This window comes from Streptomyces pilosus, assembly GCF_014649835.1.
Lineage (GTDB): Bacteria > Actinomycetota > Actinomycetes > Streptomycetales > Streptomycetaceae > Streptomyces > Streptomyces pilosus.
Genome location: NZ_BMTU01000005.1, coordinates 199,554 through 219,473 on the forward strand (window position 1 = coordinate 199,554; position 19,920 = coordinate 219,473).

At 73.9% G+C, this 19,920-nt stretch carries 13 protein-coding genes and 1 riboswitch; of the genes, 6 read left to right on the forward strand and 7 right to left on the reverse strand.

Going from position 1 to position 19,920, the window contains the following annotated elements:
* Positions 1–9: 9 nt before the first annotated feature.
* The 4 genes from sucC to IE118_RS14720 all read right to left on the reverse strand — a co-directional run bounded on the left by sucC (position 10) and on the right by IE118_RS14720 (position 6,937).
* On the reverse strand, positions 10–1,188 hold the full coding sequence (sucC, locus tag IE118_RS14705; RefSeq protein ID WP_189558339.1) for an ADP-forming succinate--CoA ligase subunit beta: 1,179 nt from the start codon (positions 1,186–1,188) through the stop codon (positions 10–12).
* A gap of 1,081 nt (positions 1,189–2,269) precedes the next feature.
* Positions 2,270–3,481: a vWA domain-containing protein gene (locus IE118_RS14710; protein WP_229846815.1), complete on the reverse strand. Its 1,212-nt coding sequence runs from the start codon at positions 3,479–3,481 to the stop codon at positions 2,270–2,272.
* Positions 3,482–3,485: 4 nt separating this feature from the next.
* Complete coding sequence (locus IE118_RS14715; protein ID WP_189558340.1) at positions 3,486–5,843, reverse strand: DUF5682 family protein; 2,358 nt, start codon at positions 5,841–5,843, stop codon at positions 3,486–3,488.
* Positions 5,840–6,937, reverse strand: coding sequence for an ATP-binding protein (locus IE118_RS14720; protein WP_189558341.1), 1,098 nt, complete (start codon positions 6,935–6,937; stop codon positions 5,840–5,842). The genes IE118_RS14715 and IE118_RS14720 overlap by 4 nt, the downstream gene beginning before the upstream one ends.
* Before the next feature lie 132 nt (positions 6,938–7,069).
* Between IE118_RS14720 and IE118_RS14725 the strand changes: the two genes are divergently transcribed.
* Entirely contained in the window at positions 7,070–8,425 is a 1,356-nt protein-coding gene (locus IE118_RS14725) for an SWIM zinc finger family protein (RefSeq protein WP_189558342.1), read from the forward strand.
* A gap of 112 nt (positions 8,426–8,537) precedes the next feature.
* On the forward strand, positions 8,538–10,166 hold the full coding sequence (locus IE118_RS14730; RefSeq protein ID WP_189558343.1) for a DUF5691 domain-containing protein: 1,629 nt from the start codon (positions 8,538–8,540) through the stop codon (positions 10,164–10,166).
* A gap of 218 nt (positions 10,167–10,384) precedes the next feature.
* On the opposite strand, the gene icmB is transcribed toward IE118_RS14730, so the two are convergent.
* The gene (gene icmB, locus IE118_RS14735) at positions 10,385–10,801 is read right to left on the reverse strand and encodes a coenzyme B12-dependent isobutyryl CoA mutase small subunit (protein WP_189558344.1); all 417 of its coding nucleotides are present in this window, start codon (positions 10,799–10,801) and stop codon (positions 10,385–10,387) included.
* Positions 10,802–11,196: 395 nt separating this feature from the next.
* Between icmB and IE118_RS14740 the strand changes: the two genes are divergently transcribed.
* Both IE118_RS14740 and IE118_RS14745 read left to right on the forward strand, forming a co-directional pair.
* Positions 11,197–12,066: an esterase/lipase family protein gene (locus IE118_RS14740; protein ID WP_189558345.1), complete on the forward strand. Its 870-nt coding sequence runs from the start codon at positions 11,197–11,199 to the stop codon at positions 12,064–12,066.
* A gap of 181 nt (positions 12,067–12,247) precedes the next feature.
* Entirely contained in the window at positions 12,248–13,915 is a 1,668-nt protein-coding gene (locus IE118_RS14745) for a M23 family metallopeptidase (RefSeq protein ID WP_189558346.1), read from the forward strand.
* Between the two features lie 105 nt (positions 13,916–14,020).
* Here the strand turns inward: IE118_RS14745 and pcrA are convergent, their stop codons facing one another.
* The gene (gene pcrA / locus IE118_RS14750) at positions 14,021–16,504 is read right to left on the reverse strand and encodes a DNA helicase PcrA (RefSeq protein WP_189558347.1); all 2,484 of its coding nucleotides are present in this window, start codon (positions 16,502–16,504) and stop codon (positions 14,021–14,023) included.
* Between the two features lie 279 nt (positions 16,505–16,783).
* Positions 16,784–16,937, forward strand: a riboswitch (cyclic di-AMP (ydaO/yuaA leader).
* A 9-nt stretch (positions 16,938–16,946) separates the two neighbouring features.
* Between pcrA and IE118_RS14755 the strand changes: the two genes are divergently transcribed.
* Positions 16,947–18,122 carry a C40 family peptidase gene (locus IE118_RS14755; RefSeq protein WP_189558348.1) on the forward strand — a complete coding sequence of 392 codons (1,176 nt, stop codon included), beginning with the start codon at positions 16,947–16,949 and terminating at the stop codon, positions 18,120–18,122.
* A gap of 34 nt (positions 18,123–18,156) precedes the next feature.
* On the opposite strand, the gene IE118_RS14760 is transcribed toward IE118_RS14755, so the two are convergent.
* Positions 18,157–18,510, reverse strand: coding sequence for a hypothetical protein (locus IE118_RS14760; RefSeq protein ID WP_189558349.1), 354 nt, complete (start codon positions 18,508–18,510; stop codon positions 18,157–18,159).
* Between the two features lie 363 nt (positions 18,511–18,873).
* Here IE118_RS14760 and IE118_RS14765 point away from each other — a divergent pair, with 363 nt between their 5' ends.
* Positions 18,874–19,908, forward strand: a complete 1,035-nt coding sequence (locus IE118_RS14765; RefSeq protein WP_189558350.1) for a C40 family peptidase — start codon at positions 18,874–18,876, stop codon at positions 19,906–19,908.
* Positions 19,909–19,920 lie beyond the last annotated feature (12 nt).

Here is a 19,920-nt window from a genome sequence, read left to right on the forward strand (position 1 = left end):
CCTCGTCCCTTACTTCGCAGCCGCGAGCTCGGCGGCCTTGTCGGCCGCGCCGTCCATGGTGTCCACGCGCTGCACCAGCGGGTGGTTGGCGTCGGAGAGGATCTTGCGACCCAGCTCGGCGTTGTTGCCGTCGAGGCGGACGACGAGGGGCTTGGTGACTTCCTCGCCCCGGTCCGCGAGCAGCTGCAGCGCCTGCACGATGCCGTTGGCGACCTCGTCGCAGGCGGTGATGCCGCCGAAGACGTTGACGAAGACGGACTTGACGTCCGGGTCGCCGAGGATGATCTCCAGGCCGTTCGCCATGACGGCGGCGGAGGCGCCGCCACCGATGTCGAGGAAGTTGGCGGGCTTGACGCCGCCGTGCGCCTCACCGGCGTAGGCGACGACGTCGAGGGTGCTCATGACGAGTCCCGCGCCGTTGCCGATGATGCCGACCTCGCCGTCGAGCTTGACGTAGTTGAGGTTCTTCTCCTTGGCGGCCGCCTCGAGCGGGTTGGCGGAGGCCTTGTCCTGGAGGGCCTCGTGCTCCGGCTGGCGGAACTCGGCGTTCTCGTCCAGGGAGACCTTGCCGTCCAGGGCGATGACGTCACCGGAGGCGACCTTGGCCAGCGGGTTGACCTCGACGAGGAGCGCGTCCTCGGCGACGAAGGTCTTCCACAGGGTGACCAGGACGTCGGCGACCTTGTCGGCGACCTCGGCCGGGAAGTTCGCGGCCTCGACGATCTCGCGCGCCTTGGCGGGGGTCACGCCCTCGTTGGCGTCGATCGGCGTCTTGGCGACGGCCTCCGGGCGGGTGGCCGCCACCTCCTCGATGTCCATGCCGCCCTCGACGGAGGCGATGGAGAGGAAGGTGCGGTTGGCACGGTCGAGGAGGAAGGAGACGTAGTACTCCTCCACGATCTCGGGAGCCGTCTCGGCGATCATCACCTTGTGGACCGTGTGGCCCTTGATGTCCATGCCGAGGATGTCCGTCGCGCGGGCGACGGCCTCGTCCGGGGTCGCGGCGAGCTTGACGCCGCCGGCCTTGCCCCGGCCACCCACCTTCACCTGGGCCTTGACGACGGACTTGCCACCGAGACGCTCAGTGGCTGCGCGGGCCGCCTCAGGCGTGTCGATGACTTCACCGGCCAGCACCGGTACATCGTGCTTGGCGAAGAGGTCCCTCGCCTGGTACTCGAACAGGTCCACGCGCTTCCGTCCCTATCAGTGATCTCGCGGTTCGTTGGATGCGTGGGCGTGCCGCGAAGGGCAACGTGACGTCCGCTGTGTCACAAGGGAGGCGCACACGGTGTCCGAGCGCGCGGCATGTCCATCTCGCAGGCTATCGCCGCTTGGGTGACCTCTCTAAATCGCGGGTCACACGTGAGCGGTGATACCTGTCACATGATGCCTCGCTCCCTGGCACGGCGTGCCGCGGGTGAGGGGCCTCACCGGGCTGGGGTTGACCCGGTGAGGCCCTGCGCACACCCCGGAGGGGACGGGCGGATGCCCGGCATCCGGGATGGCGGGGTGACCGGGCCCACCCCAATGGGGCCGGTCACTCCTCCGCGAGGTCGCGCCCGGACGAGCCGACGGCTTTCGGCTGTCCGGGTCCTGATGCCCTGCGCAGTCCTTGTTACCGGTGAGTCAGGTGAGGGCGGAAGGCGGGTGGGCACCAGCACACGGGGCGGGGTGCCGGTCCGCGATGTTTTCCGCAGGGGCGGGGGGATTGTCCGCCGGGGCGCGGGGACCTGTCCGCCAGCGCGCGCCCGCTCACGTCTCAGACACGCACGCTCACCGCGGCGTCGAGGGAGGGGCCGTTCTGCCGTCCCCGCCGTGCGGGCGGAGAGCGGGACCTCCCGGCACCGGTCCCCGGGCCCGCACCCGCCGCGCCGGGCAGGACCCCGGGGCCGGCGGGCCGGTGCGACGCCGGGACGCCTCGCCCCGAGGGTGCCGGGGGCATCGGGAAGGTCACCGGGGATCGGGAAGGTCACGGGTATCCGGAACGGAATCGGCACGCCGGCTGATCCGCACGCCGCCGGGCCGCGACGCGCATCGCGTGCGCGGCGGCGCCGGACACGGCCGGGGACCGGCTCCCGACGGGACTCCTCCCGGACGGCGGGACGAGTGGGACGCCGACCGGGTCCGTGCCGAACGGCGCCGATCCTCGCCCGCGCCTCCCGAGCCCCCGCAAGCCCCCGGTCACCGATGGGCGGTCATGCCCGTACTCCCCGGCCCACTGCCGGCCCGGCCCGGTCCGGTCGGCCCCGGTGACGGGTGCGGCGTGCGGTCATCCCGTCTCCGGCACCGGCAGCGGCCGTTTCTCGATCGCCGCCGCCATCACCTCCGGGAACAGATCGGGTGTGCAGGCGAACGCCGGCACGCCCAACGCGGCGAGCGCGGCCGCGTGCTCCCTGTCGTAGGCGGGCGCTCCCTCGTCGGAGAGCGCCAGCAGCGCCACGAACCGCACCCCGGACGCCTGCATCGCCGCCACCCGCTGGAGCATCTCGTCGCGGATGCCGCCTTCGTAGAGGTCGCTGATCAGCACGACCACGGTCTCCGTGGGCCGGGTGATCCGCGACTGGCAGTAGGCGAGCGCCCGGTTGATGTCCGTGCCGCCGCCGAGCCGGGTGCCGAAGAGCACGTCGACGGGGTCGTCGAGCCGGTCGGTGAGGTCCACGACCGCCGTGTCGAAGGCGACGAGCCGCGTGTCCACCGCCCTCATGGACGCCAGCACCGCGCCGAACACCGACGCGTACACGACGGACGCCGCCATCGACCCCGACTGGTCGACGCACAGGACGATCTCCTTGCGCACCGACCGCGAGGCGCGCCCGTACCCGATGAGCCGCTCCGGCACGACCGTCCGGTGTTCCGGGAGGTAGTGCTTGAGGTTGGCGGCGATCGTGCGGTTCCAGTCGACGTCGTGGTGGCGCGGCCGGCTCACGCGGGCGCTGCGGTCGAGGGCGCCGGTGAGGGTGGCCCGGGTGCGGGTGGCGAGCCGCTCCTCCAGGTCCCGGACGACCTTGCGCACCACGGTCCGCGCCGTCTCCTTCGTCGTCTCGGGCATCGCCTTGTCGAGCGACAGCAGCGTGCCGACGAGGTGGACGTCGGCCTCGACGGCCTCCAGCATCTCCGGTTCCAGCAGGAGCGTGGCGAGCCCAAGCCGGTCGATGGCGTCGCGCTGCATCACCTGGACGACGGAGGCGGGGAAGTAGGTCCGGATGTCCCCCAGCCAGCGGGCCACCGAGGGCGCCGACGCCCCGAGCCCCGCCGAGCGGTCCCCGCCCGGCCGCGGTCTGTCCGCCTTGCCGTAGAGCGCGGTGAGCGCCCCGTCCATCGCGGCGTCCTGCCCGGACAGTGCGTGGCCGGTCCCGTCGGCCTCGTCCCCGCCGAGCACGAGACGCCATCTGCGCAGCCGCTCCCGCGCCGCCGGGTCCTCCGTGTCCGTCTCCCCCTGTGGGTACGTGTCCGTCTCCGTCTCTGGGTGCGTGTCCGTCATCCCGTCATCCCGCCTCCCCGGCCGGTCCGGTGTTCGCTCTCTCGTCCTCCTCGCCCGGGCCGCCCAGCAGCAGCCGCAGCACCGGCAGCACGGCGTCCGCGCGGGCGGTGTCGGGGCCGGGGGCGAAGCCGGGTGTGACGCGCCCCGTGCCGGTCACGCCGGCGCGTGCCCCCGGCCCGCGCCGGACCAGTTCCCCCACGGTGCGCCGCACCCCCGGCCCGTACGCGGAGAACGTGCGCCGCACCAGCGGCAGCACCTCCGTGAACGCCTCCGCCGGTACGCCCGTCAGCCAGGCGTCCACCAGGGCGAGCAGCCGCTCGTCGTGGACCAGGAGGAGTCCGCCGTCGGACGCCCCGCCGACGAACCCCTCGACCCACGCGGCCGCGTCCGCCGGGGGCGTGCCCCGCGAGAGCGCGAGGCCCATGAGCCGCGCCGCCTCGTCCCGCGCCAGTGCGCCGCCGTCCAGCAGCAGCCGCACGGACCGGCCCCGGACGACGCCGGGCACGGTGTCCCGGGCGGACAGCGTCCGCAGGACCGTCTGCCAGCGGACCCGGAGTGTCCCGTGGCCCGGTGCGGACGCGTCGTCGAGGAGGCCCACGGCGCCGTGCACGGCGTCGACGTGGTCGCGCATCTCCTCGGCGGCGTCGGCGTCGAGGCCGGCGCAGGCCGGGGGCAGCCCGACGCATATCCGCCCGGCCAGCCCGGCGGCGACCTCGGCCAGCGCCGCCGTGTCGGTGCCGCGCACGTCCCCGTAGCGCAGGGAACGGACCAGGGCGGGCAGCGCCCGGGCGAGGTGGCCGACGTCCGTGTCGAGGGCCGCCCGGTCGGCGAGGACCCGCATCACGGTGGGCAGCGCCCCGGTCAGTCCGGCCAGCAGGCAGTGCTCGGCGAGCCCGGTGACCCCGTCGAGGCCCCGCGCGGTGACGGCGCCCGTCTCCGCCTTGGCGGTCGCCGCGGTGTGGACGGTCGTGCCCCACACCCCGGCCTCGGCGACCCGTACGGACAGCTCCGGCTCCCAGCGCAGCCGCCAGCTCTCCCGGAAGGTGCCGGTGCTGCCGCGCGAGACGGCGGGTTCACCCCAGCCGACGCCGAGCAGCCGCAGCCGGTGCAGCAGTCTGCTGCGCTCCGCGTCGGTGTCCTTGCGCAGGTCGAGCTCCAGCTGCCGCTCCGCCGCCTCCGGCTTCAGCCGCAGCCGGCGCTGGATGCGGGCGAGGTCCCGCTGCAACGGCACGGCGGGCGCCGCGGCCGGCACCTCCCCCAGGACGTCGCCGACGACCAGCCGGTCGCGCACCAGGGCCAGCGGCACGTCGGAGCCGTCGCACATCACCGCCCGCACCGCGTCCGTCGTCTCGCTCAGCCCGGCCAGCGGCCGTCCGCGCATCGCCGCGAGCGTCTCCGCCAGCCGTACGGCCTCGATGACGTGCGCGGACGACACCATCCGGTCCTCGGCCCGCAGCAGCCCGGCCACCTCGGTCAGCCAGCGCTCCACCGGCCGGTCCGGGGCATCGAACAGGTGCCGGTACCAGCCGGGGGAGTCGATGCCCGCGCCGTAGCCGCTCGCCCGGGAGAGCCTGCGGTGGGTCCAGGGCACCCAGGTCATGTCCGTCTTCACCTTGGGCAGCCCCTTCAGCAGGGCCCGGTCGGCCGCGAGCGGGTTGCCGCGCCGCAGCGCCGGCACGTGCCAGGCGCCGCAGACCACGGCCACACCGTCCCCGAACTCCCGCTGGGCCGCGCGGATCCGCAGCCGCATGTGGGCCTCGCGGACGAGGTCCCGCTCGTCCCCCCCGTCGCCGCACTCCTCGCGCAGCGCGGTCATCGCCTCCTCCAGCGCCGTGAACGGCGCGACCGGGTCCCCCTTCCCCACTCCCCGGTGCTCCACGACGTCCTCCCACCACCGCTCGGCGTCGTCGTAGCCGGCCGCCTCGGCCAGCGCGCCCAGGGGGTCGGTGCGCACGCGCGGCTCCGGCACGGCGCCCTCGCCGGCCGCCGCGGCCGGCGGAGCGTGCCCCTCGTCCTCCTCCCGGGCCAGCGTGTGCGCCGCCGGCAGGTCGATGAAGCGGGCCGGGACGCCGTGCTCCAGCGCCCAGCGGATCGCGACCCACTCCGGGGAGAACCCGGCCAGGGGCCAGAACGCCGAGCGGCCGGGCTCGTCCACGGCATGGGCGAGCAGGGCGACCGGCGGCCGCATGTCCTCCTCGGCGGCGAGCGGGATCAGCGGGTCGGCCTCGGGCGGCCCCTCGATCAGCACGACACCCGGCCGGGCCTCCTCCAGCGCCGCCCGCACCGCGCGCGCCGACCCCGGACCGTGGTGCCGCACCCCGAGCAGCAGCGGCCCCGCGGCGTCCGCGTCCCCTCCGCTCACGCGCCGGCCTCCCGGCAGGCCCGGTAGAAGTCCTGCCAGCCGTCACGCTCGCGGACGACGGTCTCCAGGTACTCCTGCCAGACGACACGGTCCGCCGCCGGGTCACGGACGACCGCGCCGAGGATGCCCGCCGCGACGTCCCCGGCCCGCAGCGTCCCGTCGCCGAAGTGCGCCGCGAGCGCCAGTCCGCCCGTGACCACGGAGATCGCCTCGGCCGTGGACAGCGTGCCGCTGGGCGACTTGAGCCGGGTGCGGCCGTCGGCCGTCACCCCGTCGCGCAGCTCACGGAAGACGGTGACGACCCGGCGGATCTCGTCGATGCCGTCGGGCACGGCCGGCAGGTCGAGGGAGCGGCCGATCTGGCCGACGCGGCGCGAGACGATGTCGACCTCCGCCTCCGGAGTCTCGGGCAGCGGCAGCACCACGGTGTTGAACCGGCGGCGCAGGGCGCTGGACAGCTCGTTGATCCCGCGGTCGCGGTCGTTGGCCGTGGCGATCAGGTTGAAGCCGCGGACCGCCTGCACCTCCTGCCCCAGCTCCGGTATCGGCAGGGTCTTCTCCGAGAGGAGGGTGATCAGCGTGTCCTGCACGTCGGCCGGGATACGGGTCAGCTCCTCGACGCGGACCGTCATGCCCTCCGCCATGGCCCGCATCACCGGACTGGGCACCAGGGCCTCCCGGCTGGGGCCGTCCGCCAGGAGCCGGGCGTAGTTCCAGCCGTAGCGGATGGCTTCCTCCGGGGTCCCGGCGGTGCCCTGCACCAGCAGGGTGGAGTCGCCGCTGACCGCCGCGGCCAGGTGCTCCGAGACCCAGGTCTTCGCCGTGCCGGGCACCCCGAGCAGCAGCAGGGCGCGGTCGGTGGCGAGGGTGGTGACCGCGACCTCGACGAGCCGGCGCGGGCCGACGTACTTCGGGGTGATCACCGTGCCGTCCGGCAGGGTGCCGCCCAGCAGGTAGGTGGCGACGGCCCACGGCGAGAGTCTCCAGCGCGCGGGGCGCGGGCGGTCGTCCTGCGCGGCCAGTGCGGCGAGTTCGGCGGCGAAGGCGTCCTCGGCGTGCGGCCGCAGCGTGTCCCGTTCGACAGGCACAGTCATGGCTGAGTCCCCCTCCAGCTCGGCCGGTTCGGATCTGCCACCAACCGTGCACCACGCCACTGACAATCGCTCCGGCCTGCGCGGATGCGCGCCCGGGGTCGATTGTCAGTGGCGGGATCTAGTTTCGGTGGCATGACTGAGCAGGAGGTGCGCTGGACGGCGGAGCGGGTGCTGGCACTGGCGCCTGACGCCGCGTCACGGGCAGCGGGGGGCGAAGTCGCCGCGGCCGGGCCGTGGTCGGAGACCGGCAGTTCCGGCGCGGGGACGGTGTGGGGGACGTACGGGGGCGGGGGCGCCGCGCCGTACCGCACGGTCGTCGACCTGGCGGGCGCCGACGGTCCCGCGTACTCGTGCGGCTGCCCGCGCCGTGCGGCCCCGTGCGAGCACGCGCTCGGTCTGCTGCTGCTCTGGGCGGACGGAGGGGGGACGGTGCCGCGGGCGCGGGTGCCGGGGTGGGCCGAGCGGTGGGTCGCGGGCCGGCGCACGGAAACCGTGGAGGGAGGAACCGCGGATGCGGCGGGTTCCCCTCCCGCGGCCGCCGGTGCCGACGCCGCGCGGCGCAGGGCGGAGCGGCGGGCCGGGCGGGTCACGGCGGGAGCACAGGAGCTGGAGCGGCGCCTGACGGATCTGTTCCGGGCCGGGCTGGCCTCGGCCGGACAGGCGGGGCCCGGCATGTGGGAGGAGACCGCGGCCCGCATGGTCGACGCCCAGGCCCCGGGGCTCGCCAACCGGGTGCGGGAGCTGGGGGCGCTCCCGGGCGGCGGGCCGGACGGACCGGTCCGGCTGCTGGAGGAGTGCGCGCTCCTGCACCTGCTGACCCGGGGCTGGCTGCGCCGTGACCGGCTGCCGGAAGGACTCGCCGCGACCGTCCGCACCCGCATCGGCCTGTCCGCCCCCGCGGACGGCCCTGCGGTGCGCGACCACTGGCTGGTCCTCGCCCAGTACGACACCGCGGACAGCCGGCTGACGACCCGCCGCATCTGGCTCCACGGCAGCGCTTCGGGGCGTACGGCACTGCTCCTGGCCTACGGCGCGGCCGGCCGGGCTCCCGAGCCGGCACTGCCGGCCGGGTGGGCCCTGGACGCGGAGCTGTCCGCGTACCGGGGCGCGGCAGGGCCGAGGGCGGCCCTGGGGGAGCGCTTCGCGGCCCCCGCGCCGACGTCCGTGCGGCCGGCGGGCTCGACGACGACGCGGGCGCTGGCCCGCTACGGCGAGGCGCTGCGCGACGACCCCTGGCTGGACTCGGTCCCGGTGACCCTGGACCGGGTGATACCGGCCCCGGACGGGGACGGCTGGCAGCTGGCCGACGCGGACGAGGACGCGGCCCTGCCGCTCTCCCCCATTGCGCGGTCCCGGCCGGGCCTGTGGCGCCTGGTCGCCCTGTCGGGCGGTGCCCCGGTCCGGGTCTTCGGCGAATGCGGCCACCAGGGATTCACTCCTTTGGCGGCATGGCCCGACGGGCCCGGTGCGCTGGTGCCGCTGTGCTGACCGGTGCGCCCGGCACCGCTGCCCTCCGCCCCAGGCATCTTTCGGACATCACTGGACACTCGGACCCCCTGAGTGTCCGACCGCACCGGGGCCCCCGCCGGAAAGGAAGCTCATGAGCAGGACGACCGCCGCCCTGGACGCCTCCCTCCCGGACGACTGGGAGGAGCTGGTCACCACGGCCGTGCTGGGCACGGAGCGGCGCACCCCGGCAGGCGCCGGGCGCGGCGTGGAGGCGGCCGCGGCCCTGCTGGACGCCGCGGCGGCGGCGACCGTACGGCGCAGGGCCGGGCTGCGGCCCGCACCGGCCGCGGAGCGTCCCGAGCCCGCACCCGAGGACCCGCGCCCCGCGCTGCCGGCGGCCGCCGCCCGCCGGCTCGCGATGCTGCTCGCGGACCGGCCGGGCGCCGCCGGCGGCGGCCGCCGGGGCACGGCACCGGATCTCATGGAGTTGCTGCCCCAGTGGCTGGCCGCGGCGAACGCCCGCGGTTACGCCCCGCCTCCCGCTGTCCTGCCCGCCCTGCTCGACGCCGCGCGCGGACGGACGGACCTGCGCCCGGCGGCGCTCAGGTTCGCGGGGCCGCGCGCGCTCTGGCTGGCCCGGCTCAACCCGGACTGGCGGTTCGCCCTGCGTTCCGCCCCGGGCGGCGGTACGTCCGTCACCGACGGCCGCGACCCGGACGGGACACGGCGGCTCTGGCAGGAGGGTCTGTTCGCCGAACGGGTCGCCCTCCTCACCGCCCTGCGCTCCCGTGACCCGGCCGCCGCGCGCGAACTCCTCGCGGGGACCTGGGCGACGGAGCGGGCCGAGGACCGGCTGATGTTCCTGGACTCGCTGCGCAGCGGACTCGGTCCGGACGACGAGCCGTTCCTGGAGCGGGCCCTGGCCGACCGCAGCCGCAACGTGCGGGCGACGGCGGCGGAGTTGCTGTCGGCGCTGCCCGCGTCGGCCCTGGCGGGGCGGATGGCGGTCAGGGCGGGCGCCTGCGTGGCCGTGGACCGCACGCGGGAGACGCCGGCGCTCGTCGTGGAGGCGCCGCACGAGTGCGACGCGGACATGGAGCGCGACGGCGTGGTGGCCAAGGCCCCCGCGGGCCGCGGCGAACGCTCCTGGTGGTTCGGTCAGCTGGCGGAGTCGGCTCCGCTCGGGACCTGGTCGCGGCGGCTCGGCGGGCGTACGCCCCGGGAGATCGTCGCCCTGCCGGTGGCGGACGACTGGCGGAGCGAACTGCACGCGGCCTGGTGCCGGGCGGCGGTGCGGCAGCGGGACCCGGCATGGTCCCGGGCACTGCTCGGGCCGCCCTCCGCGCCGGAGGCGGGCGGGCCCGGGGCGGTGTCCCTGGCCGAACGCGCCAAGCTGCTCGGCACGCTGGACCCCGCCGAACGGGCGGAGTGGGTTGCCGGGTTCATCGAGACGCACGGCCTGTCCGAGGCGTTCCAGTTGCTCGGCGTCTGTGCCGTGCCCTGGGCCGCGCCCCTCGGGCGGGCGGTGGTCGACGCGCTCAACATCGCGCGGGACGCAGGGAGCTATCCATGGAGTTTCAGCGGAGTCATGGGCCTGGCCGAACGCTGCCTGGACCCGTCCGAGGCAGGCCGCCTCGACGCGCTCCTGGCGGTGCCGGACGAGCCGGAGGACGCGTCGCCGGGAGCCGGTGGCTACTGGTCGGAGGCCTTCCAGCGGCTGGTCACCACCCTGCGGCTGCGCGCGGCGATGCTGGCGGAGCTGTCACCGCCGGCCCCCTGACCCGGTCCGCCCACGGTGGAACCCCGTCCCGTGACACCGGCACTCCACCGCCGGACGGGCGGTGCGCGGTGTCCGCGGCGACCGGCCCCGCCGGGCGGGGCGGGCACAGGCGCCGGGAACCGGTGGCGGCGCGCGGCGGCTCCCGCCGCCCTCCCGCCTCCGGCCCGGGACTGCCCCCGTCCGCGGAAGCCGGCACGCCGCCCGCCGGGTGCGGCCGGTTACGCCTCGGCGGGCTGGCGGGCGTTGGCCCGGACCCAGTCCACGATGGACGCCGTGGTCGCGCCCGGGGTGAAGATCTCCGCGACGCCCTTCTCCTTCAGCGGGGGGATGTCCGCCTCGGGGATGATGCCGCCGCCGAAGACCAGGATGTCCGCCGCGTCGCGCTGCTCGAGCAGCTCGATGACCGCCGCGAACAGCGTGTTGTGCGCTCCGGAGAGGATGGACAGGCCGATCGCGTCGGCGTCCTCCTGGATCGCGGTGTCGACGATCTGCTCGGGAGTCTGGTGCAGCCCGGTGTAGATCACCTCCATACCGGCGTCGCGCAGCGCACGCGCGATCACCTTGGCCCCGCGATCGTGGCCGTCGAGCCCCGGCTTGGCCACCACCACGCGGATCGGACCGGCTGCCACACCCATCACTGCCTCCATGAAGCGACTACATCCATCCGTATCGACCAGTACCGCACACATCGCACGGACATCCCGGCCGAACCCGGCCGGGGAAGTGAACGAACGTTATCTCCAGCATCCCGCAACCGGCAGTTTCGCGGTGCACAGGGAGGGGGAAATCACACAGAGGGACACGTTCACCGCGCAGCGTTCCCGGGCTCCCGGGCCCGCACACCCTGTGCTCGTGCGACTCATGGGCATCGGTGGGAACATGCGCATAAGGGATTCGCACCGACGTCGTCGTACCAGCGCGCCCCCTCGACCCTGTGTTCGCGCGCGCCGTCGACCGCTCTCGCAGCGACATCCCATGAGGGCACACGGGGGACGAGGCTGTCCTTGCGCGTGCCGACAGGAGGTCGGCCATGAAGGTCACCGAGGCAGCTCTTCCCTTCCTGCCGCTCTGCCGGCGTCTTCTGCCGGCCCGGCTGGCGGATCTCTCCCTCGCCCTGCTGAAGGCGACCGCCTTGGAGCTGGCCATCCTGGCCGGCCACGTCCTCCTCTATCCCGCCGGGATCATCCAGGAGCGGCGGGGCCCCGAGGGTCCCGCGCTGCCTGTGACGAAGGGCGCCCCCCAGTTGCCGACGGAGGCCAAGCCCCCGGTCGTGCTGCTGCACGGCTTCATCGACAACCGTTCCGTCTTCCTCCTGCTGCGCCGCAGCCTGTCCCAGCACGGCAGGCAGCAGATCGAATCGCTCAACTACTCGCCGCTGACCTGCGACATCCGCATCGCGGCCGAGCTCCTCGGCCGCCACATAGAGCAGGTGTGCGAGCGCACGGGCAGCCGCCGGGTGGACGTGGTCGGCCACAGCCTCGGCGGGCTGATCGCCCGGTACTACGTGCAGCGGCTGGGCGGTGACACCCGCGTGCGGACCCTCGTCACGCTCGGCACCCCGCACACCGGCACACGGGTCGCGCCGCTGGCCAACGCGCATCCCATCGTGCGCCAGATGCGTCCCGGCTCGCCGGTGCTGGAGGAGCTCGCCCGGCCGGCGCCGGGCTGCCGCACGCACTTCGTCGCCTTCTGGAGCGACCTCGACCACATCATGGACCCGCTGGAGACGGCGTGCATCGAGCACCCGGACCTGACCGCGGTGAACATCCGGGTGAGCGGCGTCGGCCATCTCGCCCTGCCGGTGCACCCGACCGTGGCGACCGGCATCCGGGAGGCGCTGGACACGGCGCACCCCGGAGAGCCGTCCACCGGCCGCACGGGCGGCCTGACGGTGGCGTGAGGCACGCCGTCCGCGACACGCCCGGCTCCGCTCCCCCGTGACGAGCGCGCCCCGAGCGCCCCCTGTCCGAACAACAACGGCCCGGCGGAGCCGACTTACGGCCCCCGGGCCGCCCTCAACCTCGAACAGGTTTCGAACAAAGAGCCAAGACCGCGCCCGCCGTCCCCCAAAACACGACCGAATGCCCGTTTCCTGCGCGGCCGAAACCTGGGGAAGATTGTCGCGCCCGCATACCGCCGGGTACAGTCGCCGCACTGCTCTGCCAGCCCCTGTTGTCGAGGCGAAAGAGAAGTTGGTGAACGACCGTCACCCGTCGGGGACCATGACCCCGGCCCCGGCTTCCGATGCCGACTCGGCGCCCTACGCGTCGTACGGCACCCAGGAAGCCCAGTACGGCGACTTCACCGCCTACGGTGCCTACGACACCGCCGGCTTCGCCGCCACGCACTACGGCACCGGTGGTCACACCACCGGCGGCTTCGCCGCCGATCCCCTCTTCGGGGACCTCCCTGGCGGTGGCCACGACACGGGCGGGTACGACACCGGGCACTGGCCCGCGAGCGGCCAGGACACCGGCCACTACGACCTGTACGCGGCACAGCACGCCACCTCGTACGACACCGGCGGTTACGACGCGACCGCCTGGACCACCGGCGACCAGCCGATGGCGGTGATCCCTCCGCAGGCAGGCTCGCCCGAGACGAGCGGCCAGTGGGACGCCGGTGCCTGGCTCCAGCCCGACCCGGCCGGGACTCCCGCCGAGCCGGCCCAGCAGTGGGACTGGGGCACGCAGACCTTCGACAGCGGCGTCTACGACGCCACGCAGTGGAACTCCGCCGGCGACGCCGCCGCCTCCGACTCCTACGAGCCGCACACCGAGGCGTACGAGCCGCAGACCGAGTCCTACGACCAGGACGCCTACGGCCAGGACGGCCACCCGGGGGAGACGTACGGGCAGGACGCCTACCCGGACCCCGCAGACGGCGAGCCGGCCCACGGGGAAGCGGGCGACACCGGTGAGCTTCCCCCGGTGGTCCTGCTCGACGGGCAGGAGGAGACGCTGCCCGTCCCGCCGCCGCGCGCCGCCTCGCGTTCCGGGTCCCGCTCCCGGCGCCGGACCCCCGCCAAGCGTTCCGCGCTGCTGACGGTGGCGGTGCCCTCGGCGTGCGTGATGGGCGTCGCCGGTATCGCCGCCGCCTCGGTCGGTGACCTGACCGAGGACAGCGGCCAGGACAGGACGACGGCGGCGACGACCGCGGCCGACGCCCAGCCGGTGAAGCCCTCCGCCGCCAACGTCAAGCTGGACACCCAGCTGGAGAGTCTCGCGGCCGGCGCCGACGACTTCGCCGACCGGGCCAGCCGCACCCAGGAGCGCATCGACCTCAAGGCGCAGCAGGAGGCCGAGCGCAGGCGGGCGGCCGAGGAGGCGGCCCGCAAGGAGCGGCTGCGCCCGAAGTTCTCCCTCCCGGTCGCGCAGCACGGCCTCAGCGCCTACTACGGGCAGTCCGGCATCAACTGGATGTCCGTCCACACCGGCATCGACTTCCCCGTCGCCTACGGCACGCCCATCCTGGCCGCGACCGACGGCACCGTGCGCACGCAGTACAACTCCGCCTACGGCAACATGATGATCGTGACGGCGAAGGACGGAACGGAGACGTGGTACTGCCACCTCTCCACCTACCAGGTCCCCTCCGGTACGACCGTGAAGGCCGGCGAGCAGATCGCGTTCTCCGGCAACTCCGGCAACTCGACCGGACCGCACCTGCACTTCGAGGTGCGCCCCGGCGGCGGCTCGGCGATCGACCCGCTCGCCTGGCTGCGCAGCCACGGCCTCGAACCCTCGTAGTCGGCGGAAAGCCCCGGGCCCTCGCGGGCCGGCCCGAACCCCGGCGCGGAACAGCCGACGGCCCGCGCGCCCCCGAGACGGGGCGCGCGGGCCGTCGTCTTCCGGCTACAGCTTCTCCACCGGCGCGTACCGCAGCAGCAGACGCTTGGGCTTGGTGTCCCCGAAGTCGATCGTCGCCTCCGCGTTCGCCCCCGTGCCCTTCACCGCGACCACCGTGCCGAGGCCGAACTGGTCGTGTGTGACCCGGTCCCCGGCCGCCAGTGACACCACGGGCTTCTCCGCCGTCCGCCGGGTGGCGAAGCCGGAGGCGCCCGAGGCGGACGAGCGGGAGCGGGACGACGACAGCGAGGCCGCTACCGAGGACACCGGCCCGGAGGACACGGGCCCGCTCGCCCCCGTCCGCTTCCACTCCAGGTGGGCGGCCGGGATCTCCTCCAGGAAGCGGGAGGGCGGGTTGTACGACGGCTGGCCCCACGCGCTGCGCAGGGTCGAGCGGGTGAGGTAGAGCCGCTCCCGCGCACGCGTGATGCCGACGTAGGCCAGGCGCCGCTCCTCCTCCAGCTCCTTGGTCTGCCCGAGGGCGCGCATGTGCGGGAAGACGCCGTCCTCCATGCCGGTGAGGAAGACGACCGGGAACTCCAGGCCCTTGGCGGTGTGCAGGGTCATCAGGGTGATGACGCCCGAGCCGTCCTCCTCCTCGTCGGGGATCTGGTCGGAGTCGGCGACCAGGGCCACCTGCTCCAGGAAGTCGGACAGCGCGACCGACTCGCCCTCCCCGCGCTCCTGCTCGAACTCCAGCGCGACGGCGGCGAGTTCCTGGAGGTTCTCGATCCGGGTCTCGTCCTGCGGATCGGTGGACGCCTGCAACTCGGCCAGGTAGCCCGTGCGTTCCAGGATGGCCTCCAGGACGGTGGCCGGTCCCGCGCCGGACTCGACGACCGTACGGAGGTCCTCCATCAGCGTGTTGAACCGCTTCACCGCGTTCGACGAGCGCGCGGCCATGCCGTACGCCTCGTCGACCCGCTTCAGTGCCTGCGGGAAGCTGATCTTCTCGCGCTGGGCGAGGGCGTCGATCATGGCTTCCGCCCGGTCGCCGATGCCCCGCTTGGGCACGTTGAGGATGCGGCGCAGCGGGACCGAGTCCTCGGGGTTGGCGAGCACCCGCAGGTAGGCCAGGACGTCCCGGACCTCCTTGCGCTCGTAGAAGCGCACTCCGCCGACGACCTTGTAGGGCAGGCCGACGCGGATGAAGATCTCCTCGAAGACACGGGACTGGGCGTTGGTGCGGTAGAAGACCGCTACGTCGCCCGCCCTGGCCTCGCCCGCGTCGGTGAGGCGGTCTATCTCGTCGGCGACGAACTGCGCCTCGTCGTGCTCGGTGTCCGCGACGTACCCGGTGATCCGCGCGCCGGAGCCGGCGTTGGTCCACAGGTTCTTCGGGCGCCGCGACTCGTTGCGCTCGATGACGGCGTTGGCGGCGCTCAGGATGGTCTGCGTGGAGCGGTAGTTCTGCTCCAGCAGGATCGTGGTCGCCTCCGGGTAGTCCTCCTCGAACTGGAGGATGTTGCGGATCGTCGCGCCGCGGAAGGCGTAGATCGACTGGTCGGCGTCACCCACCACGCACAGCTCGGCGGGCGGCACCTCGGCCTCCGGCGGCACGTCGACGGGGTGCTCGGAGGGCGTGCCGACCAGCTCGCGGACCAGCGCGTACTGCGCGTGGTTGGTGTCCTGGTACTCGTCCACCAGGACGTGCCGGAAACGGCGGCGGTAGTGCTCGGCGACGTCGGGGAAGGCGCGGAGCAGGTTGACCGTCGTCATGATCAGGTCGTCGAAGTCCAGCGCGTTCGCCTCGCGCAGCCGCGACTGGTAGAGCGCGTAGGCCTGGGCGAGGGTCTTCTCGAAACCGTCGGAGGCCTGGGCGGCGAAGTCCTCCTCGTCGATCAGCTCGTTCTTCAGGTTGCTGATCCGGGCGCTGAAGGACTTCGGCGGGAAGCGCTTGGGGTCGAGGTCCAGGTCGCGGCAGACCAGGGCCATCAGGCGCTTGGAGTCGGCGGCGTCGTAGATCGAGAACGACGAGGTGAAGCCGAGCTTCTTGCTCTCGCGGCGCAGGATGCGCACGCACGCGCTGTGGAACGTCATGACCCACATCGCGTTCGCCCGCGGGCCGACGAGCTGCTCGACGCGCTCCTTCATCTCGCCCGCGGCCTTGTTGGTGAAGGTGATCGCGAGGATCTGGCCCGGGTGGACGTGCCGCTCGGCCAGCAGGTGGGCGATGCGGTGGGTGAGGACGCGGGTCTTGCCGGAACCGGCGCCGGCCACGATGAGCAGCGGGGAGCCGGAGTGCACGACGGCGGCGCGCTGGTTGTCGTTGAGCCCTTCCAGGAGCGCCGCGGCGTCGATCACGGGGCGCGGGGCGCCGTCGCGGTAGAAACCGTCCCGGTCCGGCGGCACGTCGAACCTCCCGCCGAACAGGTCGTCCGGAACGGTCTCCGGCGCGTGCTCGTCCTCGGGCGGTGGCGGGGGCTCGTCCGCGGGGCCCCGCTGGGCCTGGAGGTCCGCCAGGAAGCTGTCGTCAAAGAGGCTGCTCATCGCTCTCCGAGTCTAGGGCGCCCCACCGACAACCCGGTGCCGTCCCGGGAACATGCCCGGTTTCCGCGCACCCCGGCTCCGCACAGCGGCCGGCGTGCGGACGCGCACCGACGAGGACCGCCCCCTCACGCTGAGTGACCCCGCGCGCAAGGTCACAAAAATGTATCGGGCATATCACCCATCAACCTTCACAGGGGCCACACCAGTTGGCTACCGTGCGGGCAGGCCGCTCGTCCCCCGCCGGCGAACCTCGCCGGACCGCGCGGCCTCCGCCGAGTCCGTCACTGTCCGCCGCGACAGCCGGAGCCGGGGACCCACCGAATCCCTGGGGTGAATCGGCCCACTCCTTCGCGGAGCGGCCGTAGGGCAACCCTTCCGAAGCACCCCCGCCCGAACCCGACAGCTAACCCGGTAGGCGGAGCAGTGGAAGGAGTCGCCTCCCTTGGCGTCGCACCGCAAGTCGCGTACCCCCGGCACGCGCGTGGCAGGCATACGGACCCCGGCCCTGGCCACGGCCGCCCTGACCTCCGTGGCCCTGCTCTCCCAGACGGCCACCGCCGCTCCCACGGACGACGGCAAGCCGAGTCTGGAGGAGGTCGAGAAGAAGGTCGGCGACCTCTACCGCCAGGCGGAGTCGGCCACCGAGAAGTACAACGCCGCCAAGGAACAGACCGCCAAGCAGCGCAAGCGCGTCGACACCCTCCTGGACGACGTGGCCCAGCGCGCCCAGAAGCTCAACGACGCCCGTGAGGAGCTCGGTTCCTACGCGGCCGCGCAGTACCGGACCGGCGCCGGCGTCCCCGACACCGCGACCTTCCTGCTCGCGGACACCCCGCAGGACGTCTTCGACCAGCGCCAGGTGATGGACCGGATGACCGGCCGCCAGAAGGAAGCGGTCGACGACTACGTCACCCAGCAGTCCGAGACGATGAAGAAGCGCCAGGAGGCGACGGAGAGCCTCCGGACGCTGACCGAGTCGCAGGACGACCTGAAGACGGCCAAGGCCACCGTCCAGAAGAAGCTCACCGACGCGCGTGAGCTGATGGCGCAGCTGACCGCCGAGGAGAAGGCACGGCTCGCGGCGATCGAGAAGAAGAAGCAGGAAGAGGCCGCCCGGCAGGCCGCGGAGCTCGCCCGGCAGCAGGCGGAGCAGCAGCAGGCCCGGGAGGAGGCGGCCCGGCAGGACGCCGGCGGCTCGGACGGCACCGGCTCCTCCGGCACGGCCACCTCACCGTCCCCCTCGACGGACTCCTCGTACGGCACCAAGGCCGAGAAGGCCATCGCCTTCGCCCGCGCCCAGATCGGCAAGCCGTACGTGTGGGGCGCCACCGGGCCCGGCTCCTACGACTGCTCCGGCCTCACCCAGGCCGCCTGGAAGGCCGCCGGGGTCGCCCTCCCGCGCACCACCTACGACCAGGTGAACGCCGGCACCACGGTCCCGGTGTCCCAGGCGCAGCCCGGTGACCTGGTCTTCTTCTACGACGACGTCACCCATGTGGGCATCTACATCGGCAACGGCATGATGATCCACGCCCCGAAGCCCGGCACCTACGTCCGCGAGGAGTCGATCTTCTACGACGGCGAGTCCTCGGTGCACAGCGTGGTGCGCCCCGCCTGACCTGCCCACGGGCGGGCCGGCGGGGAGGGAAGGATCAGGTCCACAGCACCGCGATGAAGATGTTCGTCACGGTCAGCAGGCCGACCAGGCCGAACAGGCCCTTGTCCACCTTCTCGTCGTCCCGCTTCACGTAGACCAGGCCCAGGATGACGATCAGCAGGGCCAGCTTCACGCCGATCTTGATGTTGTCGACGGAGTAGTCCTGCGCCTGGTTCAGCCCGACCAGGGCCACACCGGTGACGAGCATCGTCAGCGCGCCGTGCAGCATCGCGGGGCTGAAGCGGGCGGTGCCCTCGCCCATCGCCTTCATCTGGGTGAGGAAGCCACCGAGCAGCGAGGCGATACCGATGATGTGCAGACCGACGAATACGTGGATGAGTACGTCCATGAGGCCGGAGCCTAACCACACGCCTCTCGTACCACTCCGGCGCCCTCGCCCCGCCGTCCTTCCCCACATCGGTCATCACCGAGAGTCAAAACACCGGAGCCGGAGCAGCCCTCCGGTCACTTACGGTCACCGGTGGTCCGCTCAGGCCACTTCCGCACAACCCGTCGCCCGGGCCGGGGGGCGGGGCCTAGCGTCCTGCCCCAGGTGACCGGCTCTCCATCCGCCGCCCCGACCGAGGGCGGCAGCCGGACACCACCGCCGAGAAAGGTCCGGCGGCGGACGGCTCCCCCTGTGCACTCCCGCCGCCGGACCGACGGACGGCAGCCCGCCCCGGGCGGCCGCGGAGGGAGGACGGGAGCCCAGGTGGCAGCGCACCGCAGGACCCGGAAGCGCACGTCGGGCACGGCCCGCACGGTCCTCACCGTCGCCCTCGCCGGCGCGGCCGCCGCGACCGGCTTCGACGGACCGGCGCTCGCCGATCCCCGGCGGACACCGGAGCAGGTCAGGGCGGATGTCGCCCGGCTCTACCGGGAGGCGGAGGCCGCCACCGAGCAGTACAACGGCGCGAAGGAGAAGGCGGAGGCGGCCCGGCACCGGCTGCGCGGGCTGCAGGACGAGACCGCCCGCCGGAGGGCCCGGCTCAACGAGGCGCGGGAGGCCCTGGGTTCGGTGGCGGCGGCGCAGTACCGGGGCGGTGGCCTGGACCCCGCGCTGCGACTGGCCCTGTCGGAGGACCCCGACGGCTATCTGCGGGGCGCCGCCCTCGCCGAGCGCGTGGGCAGCCTCCAGAACGCGCGGGTGGGGCAGGTCCGCACACAGCTGGGGGAGATCGAGCGGCTGCGCGGGGCGGCCCGCGTGGAGACGGAGTCGCTGACGTCCCGCCGGGCCGAGCTGGAGCGGCACCGGAAGACGATCACCGGCAAACTGAACGCCGCCCGCCGTCTGCTGTCCGGCCTGCCGGCCGAGCGGCGCGACACCGGCCAGGCCTCACGCCCGTCCGGAAACGCCGGTGACGGCCCGGCGGCTCCCGTCACCGCCCGGGCTCCCGGTCCCCGCGCCGCGGAGGCCGTCGCCTACGCCTACGGGAAGATCGGCAGCCCCTACGTCTGGGGTGCGACCGGCCCGGACGCCTTCGACTGCTCCGGCCTCGTCCAGGCCGCCTACCGCTCCGCCGGCGTGTCCCTGCCCCGCACCACCTACGGCCAGATCGACGCCGGCCGCCGCGTCGCCCGCTCCGAGCTGCTCCCCGGCGACCTGGTCTTCTTCTACTCCGGCATCAGTCACGTCGGCATCTACGTCGGTGACGGCAGGATGATCCACGCCCCGAACCCCTCGGCGCCCGTACGCCTGGCGTCCCTCGACGAGATGCCCTTCGCGGGCGCCACCCGCGTGAGCTGACGCGCGGGCCGG

What these genes read in the sequence shown, in the direction of transcription:
- IE118_RS14710 (WP_229846815.1), bottom strand. Translation starts at nt 3,481, where the DNA reads ATGACGGACACGCACCCAGAGACGGAGACGGACACGTACCCACAGGGG.
- IE118_RS14720 (WP_189558341.1), bottom strand. Translation starts at nt 6,937, where the DNA reads ATGACTGTGCCTGTCGAACGGGACACGCTGCGGCCGCACGCCGAGGAC.
- IE118_RS14725 (WP_189558342.1), top strand. Translation starts at nt 7,070, where the DNA reads ATGACTGAGCAGGAGGTGCGCTGGACGGCGGAGCGGGTGCTGGCACTG.
- IE118_RS14730 (WP_189558343.1), top strand. Translation starts at nt 8,538, where the DNA reads ATGAGCAGGACGACCGCCGCCCTGGACGCCTCCCTCCCGGACGACTGG.
- icmB (WP_189558344.1), bottom strand. Translation starts at nt 10,801, where the DNA reads ATGGGTGTGGCAGCCGGTCCGATCCGCGTGGTGGTGGCCAAGCCGGGG.
- IE118_RS14740 (WP_189558345.1), top strand. Translation starts at nt 11,197, where the DNA reads ATGAAGGTCACCGAGGCAGCTCTTCCCTTCCTGCCGCTCTGCCGGCGT.
- IE118_RS14745 (WP_189558346.1), top strand. Translation starts at nt 12,248, where the DNA reads ATGCCCGTTTCCTGCGCGGCCGAAACCTGGGGAAGATTGTCGCGCCCG.
- pcrA (WP_189558347.1), bottom strand. Translation starts at nt 16,504, where the DNA reads ATGAGCAGCCTCTTTGACGACAGCTTCCTGGCGGACCTCCAGGCCCAG.
- IE118_RS14760 (WP_189558349.1), bottom strand. Translation starts at nt 18,510, where the DNA reads ATGGACGTACTCATCCACGTATTCGTCGGTCTGCACATCATCGGTATC.